Source organism: Streptomyces albireticuli, assembly GCF_002192455.1.
Lineage (GTDB): Bacteria > Actinomycetota > Actinomycetes > Streptomycetales > Streptomycetaceae > Streptomyces > Streptomyces albireticuli_B.
Map to the genome: position 1 here is coordinate 7,782,452 of NZ_CP021744.1, position 13,583 is coordinate 7,796,034.

11 protein-coding genes and 1 pseudogene are annotated in these 13,583 nt (G+C 73.9%); 11 read left to right on the forward strand and 1 reads right to left on the reverse strand.

The features are described 5' to 3' along the window. Window positions 1–32 precede the first annotated feature (32 nt). The gene (locus tag SMD11_RS33110; protein WP_159395436.1) at window positions 33–1,151 is read right to left on the reverse strand and encodes a DUF4157 domain-containing protein; all 1,119 of its coding nucleotides are present in this window, start codon (window positions 1,149–1,151) and stop codon (window positions 33–35) included. 449 nt (window positions 1,152–1,600) lie between these two features. Between SMD11_RS33110 and SMD11_RS33115 the strand changes: the two genes are divergently transcribed. The 11 genes and pseudogenes from SMD11_RS33115 to SMD11_RS33160 all read left to right on the forward strand — a co-directional run bounded on the left by SMD11_RS33115 (window position 1,601) and on the right by SMD11_RS33160 (window position 13,572). Beyond that, window positions 1,601–3,151: a phage tail sheath family protein gene (locus SMD11_RS33115; RefSeq protein ID WP_087929951.1), complete on the forward strand. Its 1,551-nt coding sequence runs from the start codon at window positions 1,601–1,603 to the stop codon at window positions 3,149–3,151. Window positions 3,152–3,224: 73 nt separating this feature from the next. Beyond that, complete coding sequence (locus SMD11_RS33120) at window positions 3,225–3,665, forward strand: phage tail protein (RefSeq protein ID WP_087929952.1); 441 nt, start codon at window positions 3,225–3,227, stop codon at window positions 3,663–3,665. Further along, window positions 3,662–4,144 carry a hypothetical protein gene (locus tag SMD11_RS33125; RefSeq protein WP_087929953.1) on the forward strand — a complete coding sequence of 161 codons (483 nt, stop codon included), beginning with the start codon at window positions 3,662–3,664 and terminating at the stop codon, window positions 4,142–4,144. Before SMD11_RS33120 ends, SMD11_RS33125 begins: the two co-directional genes overlap by 4 nt. Beyond that, window positions 4,141–4,299, forward strand: a complete 159-nt coding sequence (locus SMD11_RS36035) for a DUF6760 family protein (protein WP_199844008.1) — start codon at window positions 4,141–4,143, stop codon at window positions 4,297–4,299. Before SMD11_RS33125 ends, SMD11_RS36035 begins: the two co-directional genes overlap by 4 nt. Window positions 4,300–7,228: 2,929 nt before the next feature. After that, entirely contained in the window at window positions 7,229–7,630 is a 402-nt protein-coding gene (locus SMD11_RS33130; RefSeq protein ID WP_159395437.1) for a hypothetical protein, read from the forward strand. Between the two features lie 60 nt (window positions 7,631–7,690). Continuing rightward, complete coding sequence (locus SMD11_RS33135) at window positions 7,691–8,116, forward strand: phage tail protein (RefSeq protein ID WP_087929955.1); 426 nt, start codon at window positions 7,691–7,693, stop codon at window positions 8,114–8,116. Window positions 8,117–8,195: 79 nt separating this feature from the next. Then, window positions 8,196–8,891 (forward strand): annotated as a pseudogene (locus tag SMD11_RS33140) (peptidase M23); the annotation flags it as partial. Window positions 8,892–9,028: 137 nt separating this feature from the next. After that, window positions 9,029–10,807, forward strand: a complete 1,779-nt coding sequence (locus SMD11_RS33145) for a VgrG-related protein (RefSeq protein ID WP_087930883.1) — start codon at window positions 9,029–9,031, stop codon at window positions 10,805–10,807. Window positions 10,808–10,889: 82 nt separating this feature from the next. Next, window positions 10,890–11,201 (forward strand): PAAR domain-containing protein, encoded by a 312-nt coding sequence (locus tag SMD11_RS33150; RefSeq protein WP_087929956.1) that lies wholly within the window; start codon window positions 10,890–10,892, stop codon window positions 11,199–11,201. Continuing rightward, window positions 11,198–11,620: a GPW/gp25 family protein gene (locus tag SMD11_RS33155; RefSeq protein WP_087929957.1), complete on the forward strand. Its 423-nt coding sequence runs from the start codon at window positions 11,198–11,200 to the stop codon at window positions 11,618–11,620. The genes SMD11_RS33150 and SMD11_RS33155 overlap by 4 nt, the downstream gene beginning before the upstream one ends. Further along, complete coding sequence (locus tag SMD11_RS33160; RefSeq protein ID WP_087929958.1) at window positions 11,620–13,572, forward strand: putative baseplate assembly protein; 1,953 nt, start codon at window positions 11,620–11,622, stop codon at window positions 13,570–13,572. Before SMD11_RS33155 ends, SMD11_RS33160 begins: the two co-directional genes overlap by 1 nt. Window positions 13,573–13,583 lie beyond the last annotated feature (11 nt).

Consider the following 13,583-nt stretch of genomic DNA (forward strand, 5'->3'; position numbering starts at 1 on the left):
GGCCACGGCGAACCCGTCGGCGCCCGGGCCGGTCACATGATGACGCAGCACTTGCAGCTCGCGTCGTGCTCCGCTTCCGGGGCGTACCTGACCACGAACGCGTTCCTGCTCGCGATGTAGGCGGCGAACCCGTCGGCGTCGCGCGTCGTGGTCCGGCCCGTGTTGGGGTCGTACATCAGGAACTGACCCGCCGACGTCACCACCGCCGCCTCGGCGTGCCGGCTGGTGCCGAACCAGATCAGCGTGCCCGGGGGCAGCTTGCCCGAGGTGGCCTGCCCCGCCAGCCTCGTGCCGTCGACGTCGGCGCCGCCCAGCCGGGTACGGGCGTACTGCTCCTGGGCCTCCAGCCCTCCGGAGGCGGCCCAGCGGCGCACGGTGTCGGAGGCGTCGCGCCGGGTCGCGTCGTCGAAGCCGTCGTAGCGCAGACCGGCCGGCGTGCCGTGGAGCAGCCAGTAGGTGGCCATGTACGCGCAATGCTGGTCGACGTCGAAGAAGCCCTCAGGGGGGTTCGGGCCGACCCAGAACTGCGTGTCGCCGTCGGTGTACAGGAACGGGTTGGCCGGGAGCGACGGGGCGAACGAGAAGACCGGCTCGGTGGAGTGCTGCGAGCCCCCGGAGTGCTGTGACCCTCCCGAGTCGGCTGCCGGAGCGCGCTGGACGGACCTCCCGGCGGGTGACGGCCGGCCCGCTGCCGTCGAGCGCTGCACGGCGGGTGCCCCGGACGACCGCTCGGCCGGGACGGGGGAGCTGATGAGCTCGTGGGCGACTGCCGCCGCCTCCTTCTCCTCGGGGGAGTCCGGTTCGGAGACCTTCAGACCGTCCCCGTGGTCCTTTCCCGAGACCGGCCCGTGGCTCTGCTGGAAGGTGTGCCACACCTCGTGGAGGACGTCCTCCGTGGTGCTGCCCGCGCCCAGGACCATGTGGTCGCCCGAGGTGTAGGCGCGGGCACCGATCCCGGCCGCCGAGCGCTGGGCGACGGCACCGGTGTGCACCCGCAGGTGGGAGAGGTCCACTCCGCCGTAGCGCGCCTCGACCTCACCGGCCAGCGGCCCCGTGAAGGGCCGGCCGGGTTCGCTCAGGACCTCGTGCACGGCCGAGTGCCGCATCTCCTCCTCCGGAGCCTCGGACGCCCGGCCCTTGCTCCTGGCCACCAGACCGGCAACCGCGGCGTTGCCGGCGCTGCGCTGAAGCGCCCGGAGGTTCCGCGGGGTGGGCCGGGGCGGCCGGCCGGCCGGGCCGCGGGGACGGCCGGCGCTGTCGTACCGGTGGTGCGGTGGGACGCGGTCTGACCGGTCGTCCTGTCGGGCCGTGGCTCGGGTGTCCGCACGGGTGACCTCCTGTCGGCGAGGTGGCGGCGGTGGCGGTGCGCTTCGAAGCCCGGTTCCGGTCACGGGCCTGTGCGCGTCAAGCCTAGGCCCCGGGCGGGCGGGGCAGGGGTGCGCGAGGGCGAACATACCGCTGTCGTAGGGCAGTTGTGCCCGGCCGAGGTGCCCGTGAGGGCAGCGTTCCTGCCCCGTACCGGGGGCTCGGGGGCCTACTGCCCGGGAAAACCTCCGCTGAGACTCGGCGGTGACCGATCGGCGACCCCGAAGGAGCGAGCATGCCGTCGTACCTCACCCCGGGCGTCTACATGGAGGAGGTGCAGTCCGGAGCACGGCCGATCGAAGGAGTCGGCACCGCCGTCGCCGCCTTCGTGGGCTTCGCCGAGCGTGGCCCGTTCCACGAGCCGACCCTGGTGACCACCTGGGACCAGTACGTACAGACCTTCGGCTCCTTCACCGAGGGGACGTATCTGGCGCACGCGGTGCACGGGTACTTCGCCAACGGCGGCGGCACCGCGTACGTCGTCCGGGTCGGTGGAGCCGCCGAGGGGGCCGAGGCGCCGGAGGAGCCGCCCGCGGCAGCGCCCGCCGCCTCCGCCGCCATCGGCGGGTTCCTGGTCTCCGCGCTGCCGGGCGCAGGCGGTGACATCTCCGTGGAGGTCGCCGACGCGGAGGGCGAGAACCCGCCCGAGGACCGCTTCAAGCTGGTCGTCCGCAAGGGCGGCAAGGTGGCGGAGACCTTCGACGTCACCACGCGCAAGAACGTCAAGGGCTATCTGGTGCAGCAGGTGGCCGAGTCGAAACTCATCGAGGCCGCCGAGCAGCCGGGAGTGCAGCAGACCCGCCCGGAGAAGCAGACGGTCCGCCTCCCGGCCGCCGCGAGACCCGCGCCCGCCCCCGGCCGGCACGGTACGTCCCGGCCGGGCCCGGCCGAGTACGTCGGCGACGCCGAGGCACGCACCGGCCTCGCCGGACTCGAAGCGATCGACGAGATCACCATGGTCGCGGTGCCCGACCTGATGAGCGCGCACCAGCGCGGCGACCTGGACGCGGAGGGCGTCAGGTCCGTACAGCTCGCGGTGATCTCGCACTGCGAGCAGATGGGCGACCGGGTCGCCGTCCTGGACACCCCGCCGGGCATGAACGCGCAGCGGGTCCGCGCCTGGCGCACCGAGGACGCCGGTTACGACTCCCGTTACGCCGGCCTGTACTACCCCTGGATCAAGGTCTTCGACCCGGCGACCGGCGGGAACACCATGGTGCCCCCCAGCGGCCACATCGCGGGCGTGTGGGCGCGCAGCGACGGCGAACGCGGCGTCCACAAGGCCCCCGCCAACGAGGTCATCCGCGGCGCGGTGGACCTCGGCATCCGCCTCAGCAAGGGGGAGCAGTCCCTCCTCAACCCGATCGGGGTCAACTGCGTACGGGCCTTCCCCGGCCGCGGCATCCGGATCTGGGGCGCGCGCACCCTGTCCTCGGACCCGGCCTGGCGCTACCTGAACGTGCGCCGGCTCTTCAACTACCTTGAGGAATCCATCCTGCTGGGAACCCAGTGGGTGGTGTTCGAGCCCAACGACGACCGGCTCTGGTCGAGCATCCGGCGCAACGTCACGGGGTTCCTCACCGAGGAATGGCGCCGGGGAGCGCTGTTCGGCCGCGTCGCCGAGGAAGCCTTCTACGTCAAGTGCGACCGGGACAACAACCCCCAGGAGTCCATCGACCTCGGCCGGGTGGTGTGCGAGATCGGAGTGGCCCCGGTGAAGCCCGCCGAGTTCGTGGTCTTCCGGCTGGCGCAGTTCTCCGACAGCACCAGCCTCGTCAGCGAGTGACCCCCGGGTGCCCTCCGCCGCGGGGGCACCCGGCACCGGGCCATCGGACCAAAGGAAAAGGTGACACACAGCCATGGCAGAGGGCGACGCTCTTTCCACCCATATCTTCGGCGTCCAGCTGGGCGGCTACCTCGTCGAGTCCATCCAGGAGGTCAGCGGCTTCACCGTCGAGGAGGAGGTCGTCGAGGTCCGTCAGGTGACCGCGGAAGGCAAACACATCATCCGCAAGCAGCCCGGCGCGCGGCAGGCGGGCGAGATCACCATCACCCGCGGCCTCGACAAGAGCAGCGAGTTCACGAAATGGATCAAGGAGACCCTGAACAACGGCGCGGTCGACACCGCACGCCAGAACATCACCATCGAGGTCAAGGACTCCACGGGCGAGACCGTCCGCCGCATCCAGCTGATGCAGGGCTGGGCGAGCAAATGGGAGGGCCCCTCGCTCAGCGCCCGGGAATCCTCGGGCGCCACCGAATCCGTGACCATCACATTCGAGGAGATCGTGGTCGAATGAGGCGCCGGACCGTGACGGCCGGCAGTCCCGAGGACCTCCACGAGGGCACCGAACCGGCCGAGCGAGAGACCGCCCCCGCACCGCGCGCCGGGGCACGGCAGCACCAGGAACACCGCACGGAGTTCCCCTTCGAGCTGCCGCGTGGATATGTCGACGAGGACGGCGATCTGCATCGCGACGGCGCCATGCGGCTGGCCACCGCACGCGACGAGCTGCGCCCGCAGATCGATCTGCGGGTGAAGGAGAACCCGGCGTACCTGAGCGTGGTGCTGCTGAGCCAGGTGATCACCAGGCTCGGCACCCTCAGGGACGTGCACGCCGGCGTCGTGGAGCGGATGTACGCCACGGACGTGGCGTTCCTCCAGGACTTCTACCGGCGGATCAACAGCGAGGGGCACACGCGTGCCGCTGTGACCTGTCCGATGTGCGAGGGCTCGTTCGAGGTGGACCTCTCGGGCGGGCGCCTGGGGGAATCGTGACGTACGCCCTTCCCCGGCTGCGGGAGGAGATCGCGTACGTCGCCTACCACTTCCACTGGCGGCTCGAGGACATCCTCGACCTGCCCCACGGTGAGCGCCTGCAATGGGTGCGGGAAATCGCGCGGATCAATACCCGCGTCAACGAAGGCGGGTGACGGCATGGGAATGCGGGACGCGCTGCGCAGGCGCGGGAGCCGGTCGCGTACCGGGCGGCGGGGCGGGGCGGCGCCGGTCCCCGACCGCCCTACGGCTCGCGAGGCCGTGGACGAGGGGCTCCCGGCGGAGGCGTCGGCCGCCGCCCGGCCACCGGCCACGGGCCGGTACGGCACGCCGCCCGGCTGGGACGGCGGCTGGCGGCGGGTCGCGCCACCGGAGGTGACCGTCGCCCGGTCGGCGACCGGCGTGAGCGATGGACTCCGCTTCCGCTCGGGCCTGGCCGCCTGGCAGCGAACCGTGTTCGGCGCGCCGCTCGGCCACGCGGTGCTGCCGTCCGCGCCGGCCGGACTGATCCACGGGGTCGCGCGTCCGGCTGCTCCCGGCACGACGTTCGGTGGCGGCCCGCTGCTGCTGCCCGCCGCCGGGCCGGAGCCCGAGGGGCAGGTGCTTTCCGGCGGGAGCGCGGCGGGAGCCGGGACCGGGACCAGGACCGGGGGCCTGCCTGTTCAGCGACGGGAGCGGGCCCATGGCGGGGCGGGTGGAGGGACGGAGTCGGCGACGGGCTCGGCGGCGGGGCCGGGTTCGGAGTCGCCGGAAGCGCCGGGCCCGGTGTCAGGACCTCTGATGCCGGTGCGACGGGCGTCAGCGCCCGGGCCGGAGGTGAGGCCGTCGGTGTCAGGAACGGCCTCGGCGTCAGGGCCGGGTTCCGCGTCAGGGCCGGCACATGCTCCCCGGTCGGTGAGGGACGCTGGTTCGCAGCGTCGAGCCACGCCGGGGTCAGATCCGGGCCCGGGGGCGAAAGCCCAGGCCGGAGCGAAGAGCTCCACCGCATCGACGCCGCCTCCATCCGCCCCGAGGAAGCACCCACCGGCCACACCAGGGACCCCTGTGCCCCCATCGACCGACCCACAGCCCCCAGATCCGCTGCCGCTCCCGCGCGCCCTGGTACGACCGAGGCCACTCGGCCCCTCGCGGATCGTGGCGCGGCGCCCGGCAATGCCGGTGCGCCGGATCCCCGCGATCCCGGCGGCGGCCACCCACCCGTCGGCAGGACGCGCCAAGGGCGCGGTGCCCTCGGCCGATGGACGCGTTCCTACAAGGGAACCCGCTGCCTCCGCGCAGGCCGGACCGGCTCCGGCGGGCGCCGGTCCGGCCGCTTCCGCTGCCGCTCAGGCGGTGCCGGACAGTCGGCGGGACACCGGACGCTCGCGCCCACACGTACGCCCGGCGCTGGGGGAACCGCTCCGACGGCTGCCCGACAGCGCCGTACCGCCGGAAGGCCAGGGCCGGGTGAGCACTCCCGGCCCCGCCCCGGCGCCGGAGACCGGCTCGATGCCCGTACTCCAACGAGCGGCTCCAGGCCCGACGGACCGGTCGGGCACCCCGCAGCCGCTGACGGGCCCGGTCCGCACGGACGGCGCGGAGCCCCCGAGCGCGCCACTGCCGCGACAGCCGAAGCCGCCGCGGCCGGACAGCCCGGCGCGTCGGCCTCGGGCCCATGGGGGGATCGGAGTCCCGCTCACGGAGTTACCGCCCACCGCCCGGCCCCTGCCCGACGGCTCCGGTCCGGTGTGGGCACAGGCACCAGCCGCTGTTCCCCGGTCCGTGCCCACGGCTCCCGCCCTCACCTCGTCCACGGAACTGCCGCCCACCGCCCGGCCCCTGCCTGACGGTTCCGGTCCGGTGTGGGCACAGGCACCAGCCGCTGTTCCCCGGTCCGTGCCCACGGCTCCCGCCCCCACGTCGTCCACGGAACTACCGCTTACCGCCCGGCCCCTGCCCGACGGCTCCGGCCTGTCGCGGGGAAGAGGCGCACCGGCACCGGGGCAGATCGCTGCTCCCCGAGTCATGCCCGTGACTCCAGCCCCCGCCGATGCCGTTGACGGCACGCCGGTCCAGCGGAGGGCGACGCGCGGTAGCGGTACGGGCGCCGTCCCCTCGCCCGTACCGGCACCAGCCATGTCCGGCCCACCTCCGACCGCACCGCTGCTCGGCGAGCCTGACCGAACGCGGGGAAAGGCGCGGCGGGACCCGGAGCCGGCCGCCGGGGGTGACGCCCGGCACCCGTCCGCCGCGACGCCGGAGGCCGGTACGCCTGCCCTGCCGTTGCGTTCCCCCGGTTCCCCTCAGCGGCCCGATACCGTGAAGACCACGCCGGGCGGCGGAACGTACGTGGAGCACTCCACCGGTACGCGGGCCGTCGGCCACAGCTCCCGGGCGCCGGTACGGCCCGTCACGTCGACTCCGCCGAACCCGTACCCCTCGCCCACCGGCGGCGGACGCGTGGTTCCCGCTGTCCAGCGAACCCTGGGGCTCCTCCCGGCCAGGCCCTTGACGGTCAAGACGGGTACGGCAGAAGGCTTTTCGCTTCCCCGGCGGGCTGCCGCGCCCGGCCGTCCGGTCGTACCCGCGACCTGGCGGCGCGATCCGCCACCCGCGGGGGACACGGGCCGGACGCCGCCGCAGGCGGCCGCGCCGCGCCGCGATGCCGCTCCCGCGAAGCGAGGCCGGTCGCACCCGGACGGATCCGCCCGAACGGCCGCGCACACTCCCTCACTTCACCCGGCCTCCCCGGCCGTGATAGACCGTCAAGCCAGTGGCGGGACGGACCATCCGAGGGATACGGCTGCTCCAGGCGCCGTCCCGCTTCCCCCGGTACAGCGCCGGGTGTCCGGCGGACCGACGACCGGGCCCGGCCCGGCGCTCCCCGCGCCTCCCGGGTGTCCCTCCTCCCCGCCCGTCGTGCGTCCCGCGCCTCCCGGACCGGTCATGGGCGCCGGGCTTTCGGCATCCCCGGCCCGTGAGGAATCCCAGGCGTTCCTCATGACTCCGGTGTCCGGACCCGCGCCCTTCGCCGACGATCCCGTGACGGCTCCGCCGGTCCACGCCGTGCGGCGCGTGCGGTCGTCCGGCACGGAAGCCCCGCCCATGCCCCACACACCTCTGCCGATGGTGTTCCGCCCGCAGCCATCCGCCCATCAGGCGCAGGTGGCCCACGGCCCCGCGGCGACCGGCTCTCCGCCTTCCCGCGCCCGGCCGGCCGCGCCCGCGGTGCCCGCCGCACACGCCCTCCAGCGGTCCGCGCCCGGCGCCGGAACGGCCGGCATCCCGGTGACCACCACCCCCGCGCGCACCCCCGCCCAGCGCCCGGAGACGCCGTCCGGCGGTGGCGGGACGGGCGCGACCGGCGACCGGGCCACCGCCGGGACCGACGGCATCGACACCGATGAGCTGGCCCGGCGCCTGCTCGACCCGCTCAGCCGGCTGCTGCGCGCCGATCTGCGGCGGGGACGGGAGCGCGCCGGGCGGCTCTACGACGGCCGCCGCTGACGGGCGGCCCCCGCAACGGCGACCGGCGGCCCCGCGACGACAGGTGACGGAGAGACACGGATGACGGACGAGATCTTCGCGACGAGCGTGTTCTTCACGCTCGCGATCGGCGGCAACGACCTGGGGGCGTTCCACACCTGCGACGGGCTCGGTGCCCAGGTGGAGGTGGAGACGTACGCCGAGGGCGGCAACAACGGATTCTCCTGGCAGCTGCCGGGGCGCGTCACGTGGTCGAACATCATCTTGACCCGCCCGGTCACCTCGGACACCGCCAAGATCGCGCGATGGCTCGACGAACTCGTCCGGCGGGTCGAGCCCAAGAACGGCGAGATCGTCGCGCTCAAGCCGGACCTGAGCCGCATCGTCAGCTGGCAGGTGCTCGGCATCGTGCCCGTCCGCTGGCAGGGCCCGTCCTTCGACCCGTCGAGCTCCCGGGCCGCGACCGAGACCCTGGAGATCGCGCACGAGGGACTGCGCCCCGCCTGACCGCCTCCCGCCCGTACCCACTGCCCACCACCCGCCCACCACCGACAACACACCGCGCCCCGCCGGAAGGAGGAACGGGATGGCAGCCGCCCGCGCGAACCGCGCCCGCGCCCAGCTGACGATCATGGAGCCGCCCACGAAGGTCGGCGGTAGGCCCGGCGCCACGCTGGTCCGCCTCAAGCTCCAGTTCAACCCCGCCGGCCTGTCACTCAGCAAGAGCACCGAGTGGCGGCGCACCCCGTCACGGATGGCCGGGCAGTCCGCCCTGCCCGAGTTCGTCGGCAGCGGTCCGCGGTCGCTGTCGCTGGACGTCTTCCTCGACGCGACGGCGAAGCACGACAACTCGGTGGAGGAAGCGGTGGAGAAGCTGATGCGGGCCTGTGTGCCCACCCCGGCCAGCCTGGCGCGCAAGGCGCCCGCGAGCCCCTGGGTGCGGCTCGACTGGGGCAGCGCGAGGACGACGTCCTTCGACGGGGTGCTGTCGAACCTCACCGTCAGCTACACCCTTTTCGACGTCGACGGAAAGCCGTTGCGCGCCACCTGCGGCCTCTCCATCGAGGAGGCCACCGTCGACCCTCCCGGCCAGAACCCCACCTCCGGCGCGCGGGAGGCGCGCAGCACCCGCCGGGTGGTCGCCGGTGACAGCCTGCCGCTGCTGGCCTGGCAGGAGTACGGCGACCCCACGGTGTGGCGGGTGATCGCGCGGGCCAACGGCATCGACGACCCGATGTCCCTCACCCCGGGCACGGAGCTGATCGTGCCGGGCATGGACGAGGCGCGGACGGCGGAGGACGTCGGCGGAACGGAGACGGCAGAAGCGGCGGAGCCGGCTCGGACGACCGCTGGGGATCACGGAACGTACGGCGCGGCAGGAGTGCCGAGGCCGGCCCGTGCCCTTCCCGGGGGGTGGCGATGAGCGGCGCGCAGGCGGGCGGCGGCCGTTCGTTCGCGGCCGACCCGATCGTCGAGGCTCCTGGCGAACTGCCCCGGTTCTGGGCCACCCAGCTGGTGAGCTGCGTGGTGGACGAGAACGTGGGCCTGCCCGGCAGCGCCGAGCTGACCTTCCGGGACCCCCAGCACACGATGCTCACCGAGACGGCCATCACCATCGGTACCCCTCTGAAGGTCTCGGTGGTCACCGTGCGGGGCGGCGCCCGGCAGCGGTTGTTCGGCGGCGAGGTGACCGCGCTGGAACTGGACTCCGACACCACCGGCTCGTTCACCGTCGTCAGGGCGTACTCGAAGGCGCACCGGTTGCGGCGCGGCCGGAAGGTGGTGGCGTTCCGGAACATGTCGACGGCGGACATCGTCCGCAAGGTGGCCGCGGGCGCGGGGCTGAGGTGCGGCAGGATCGACGCCGCGCCGGTCACCCATCAGCAGCTGTCGCAGGCCAACGTCTCCGACTGGGAGTTCCTCCAGTACCTCGCGGGGGAGAGCGGGGCGCGGGTGAGCGTGGACGACGACGGTCTGCTCCAGTTCACCCGGCCCACGCCGGCCGCGTCGGCGCCGCCGCCCTCGACCCCCGCCACCGTGAACCCGATGGTCCTGGAGTACGGGCGCAACCTCCTCGCCCTGCGGGCCGCGCTGACCAGCGCCGAGCAGGCCGGCAGCGTCGAGGTCCGGGGCTGGGACGTACGCACGAAGAAACCGCTGGTGGCCAAGGAGCGGTCCGTGATCAGCAAGGTGGTGAACCCGGGGCTGAGCCCGGGGGTGGTCAGCGCCGCGTTCGGCGCCCCCGCCCGGCTGACGGTCGCCGACACCCCCTACCGCACCCAGGCCGAGGCCATGGCCGTGGCCGGGTCCCTCGCGGCCTCGGTGAGTTCCGGCATCGGCGAGATCGAGGCGGTCGTCGAAGGGCATCCCCGGCTGCGCGCGGGCACGCCGGTGGCGCTGGGCAACGTCGGTCCCGCGTTCTCCGGGCGCTACACGGCGACCTCCGTGCACCACGTCCTGGAGCCGTACCGCGGATACCGGACGACCGTCACCGTCAGCACCGCGCCCGACCGCTCCCTCGCGGGCCTGGCGGCCGGGGCGAACGCGCCGTCCCGGGGCCCGCGCATGCCAGGTCTCGCGATCGGCGTGGTCACCGACATCCGCGAACAGGGCGGCCAGCGCGGCTGGGTGAGACTGAGGTTCCCGTGGCTGGACGACACCTACGTCACCGACTGGGTCCGCACCGTGCAGTGGGGCGGCCAGGGCGGGGGAGGGGTGTTCGGCCCCGAGGTCAACGACGAGGTGCTCGTCGGGTTCGAGCAGGGGCTGCTGGACAGCCCGTACGTCCTGGGCGGGCTCTACAACGGCGTCGACAAGCCCTCGCCGCACGACGTGCCGCTGGTCGACAGGACGAGCGGGAAGGTCAACCGCCGCTCCCTGGTGTCCCGTTCGGGCAACCGGATCGAGCTGCTCGACGCCCCGCGCGGCCCGTCCGGCGTCCGGCTGACCACCGGTGACAAACAGCTGGTCGTCCACCTCGACGAGCGCCGGAACCGCCTGGAGCTGAAGGTGCTCGGCCCGGGCGGCAGGCGGCCGCTGAGCTCGGTGACCCTCACCCCGACCGGCATCACCCTCGACGCCGGTACGGGTGAGGTGAAGGTGCGCGGGCGCTCCGTACTCGTCAACGGCACGCAGCAGGTCGTCGTGAACGGCGGTCTGCTCGGCATCCTCAAGGCCAGGCTCATCCGCATCAACTAGCCGGGAATCCAGGGGTCCGACGCGTCGTCCACCACGCGAGCGCCCCACAGGAGAGCCCCAAGCGAGCAAGGAGAAGACGACCATGCCTCCCGCAGCCCGTACGGGTGACATCACCGCCCACGGCGGCGTCATCGGCACCCCGCCACCGGGGGCCGTCCAGGTCGCCACCGTACTGATCGGCGGCAGGCCGGCCGCCGTCACGGGGAGCCTGCACGCCTGCGTACCGCACGCGTACCTCGGTCCGGGGAACGTCATCCTGCCCGACCCGGCCGCCGCGGCCACCGGCCCGGTCCTGATCGGGGGGCTGCCCGCCGCGCGGATGCGGGACAGGACCACGTGCGGCGCTTTGATCACCAGCGGCGCCCCGGACGTGCTGATCGGAGGGCCGGTGTGAGCGAGCGGTTCATCGGCCGCGGCTGGGCCTTCCCGCTGCGGGTGGGGCCCACCGGCGGCATCGGCATGGTCGAGCGGGACCGGGAGATCGCGGAGGCGATCCGCCTGGTGCTGGGCACCGCCCCGGGAGAGCGGCCGATGCGCCCTGACTTCGGCTGCGGCATCCACGACTACGTCTTCGCGCCCGGCGACGGCGCCACCGCCGGCCGCGTCGCGCACCACGTCCGGTCGGCACTGGAGCGCTGGGAACCGCGCGTCGAGGTCACCGACGTGCTGGTCGCGTTCGACGCGGTCGACGACGGCACCCTCTACATCGACGTCCGCTACACCGTGCGGTCCACCAACGACCGCCGCAACCTCGTCTTCCCCTTCTACACGATCCCCTTCACGGAAGGCGCCCCGGACGGAGGCGCGGGCTGATGGCGCTCCCCTCGCCCAACCTGGACGACCGCCGCTTCCAGCAACTCGTCGACGAGGCCAAGCGGTACGTACAGCAGCGCGCCCCGGAGTGGACCGACCACAACGTCTCCGACCCCGGCGTCACCCTCATCGAGACCTTCGCCTACATGGTCGACCAGCTGATCTACCGGCTGAACCGGGTACCCGACAAGAACTACTCGGCGTTCCTGGACCTGCTGGGCATCCGGCTGTTCCCGCCCGCCGCGGCCACCGCCGACGTCGACTTCTGGCTCTCCGCCCCCCAGCCGGAGACGGTGACGCTCCGGTCGGGCACCGAGGTCGCCACCGCCCGCGGCGAGACCGAGGAAGCCGTGGTCTTCACCACCACCGAGGACCTGCCGATCGTCCCCAGCTCCCTCGAACGGCTGGTGACGGCACCGGTGTCGGGCGAGCGGGCCGACCGCACGACCGAGCTGGCGGAGGGCCGGGACATCCCCTGCTTCCAGGCCCGCCCCGAGCCGGGTGACGCGATGCTGTTCGGCCTGCCCGCCGCCGTACCGCGCTGCGTCGTCGCCGTGCGCCTGGACAGCCGCGTCGAAGGCGTCGGCGTGGACCCGCGCCAGCCGCCCCTGGCGTGGGAGGCCTGGGACGGCGCGCGCTGGAAGGCCTGCGAGACCGGCACCGACACCACCGGCGGGCTCAACCGGCCGGGCGAAGTCCTCGTGCACGTACCCGCCGGCCACACCGCGTCGGTGGTCGCCGGCACCCGCGCGGGATGGCTGCGCTGCCGGGTCACCCCACCGGAACCGGGTCAGCCGTTCTACTCCGAGTCACCCACGATCCGCGAGGCCGAGGTGTTCACGGTCGGCGGCACCGCGACCGTCGAGCACGCCGAGACCCTGACCGATGCGCCGCTGGGCGTCTCCGAAGGCGTCGCGGGCCAGCGGTTCCTCCTGGACCACCCACCGGTCCTCCTCGACGGCCGGCCTCCGGTGGTCGAGGTGTCCTCGGCCGAGGGATGGCAGACCTGGACCGTCGTCGACCACTTCGGCGGTGGCTCACCCGAGGACCGCCACGTCGTGCTCGACGCCACCACGGGGGAGTTCGCCTTCCCGCCCGCGGTGCGGGAACCGGACGGGACGCTGCGCGCCTACGGCGCGGTGCCCGGGAAGGGGGCGTACCTCCGGGTCCCCCGGTACCGGACGGGCGGGGGAGCGGCGGGGAACGTCGCCCGCGCCGCCATCTCCGTCCTGCGCAGCTCCGTGCCCTACGTCGCCAGGGTGGAGAACCGCGAGGCGGCCCGCGGCGGGGTGGACGGCGAGACCGTGGCCGACGCCAAGCAGCGGGCACCCCACGAACTGCGCGTGCAGGAACGGGCCGTCACCGCGCGGGACCACGAGTTCATCGCCCGGCAGGCGGCCCCCTCGGTGCGCCGGGTGCGCTGCCTCCCGGCCGTGGCGGGCGAGGGCGGCGCGGTACGCGTCCTGATCGTGCCCGACGCGGTCGCCGACGAAGGGGACCGGCTGCGCTTCGAGCAACTGATCCCGTCCGAGCAGGTGCTGTCGGCGATCACCGCGCGCCTCGACGAGCGGCGGCTGCTGGGCACCAGGCTCGTGGTGGAACCGCCCGCCTACCAGGGCGTGACCGTCGTCGCCCGGATCGTGGCGGCGGGCGACACGGACCGGGTGCGCGAGGACGCGCTCGCCGCGCTGTTCCGCTACCTCGACCCCCTGCGCGGGGGAGCCGACGGCGACGGCTGGGCGTTCGGCAGGCCCGTGCAGTACGGGGAGGTCTTCGCCGTGCTCCAGCGGGCCACCGGGGCCGGCCTGATCGAAGGGCTACGGCTCTTCCCCGCGGACCCGATCACCGGGCGGCGCGGCGCGGCGGCCGAACGGATCGACGTGGCGGACAACGCCCTGGTCTTCTCCTATCAGCATCAGGTCATCGTCACCGACCCGGACGGCTCCCCGTGACGCGGGGGCAC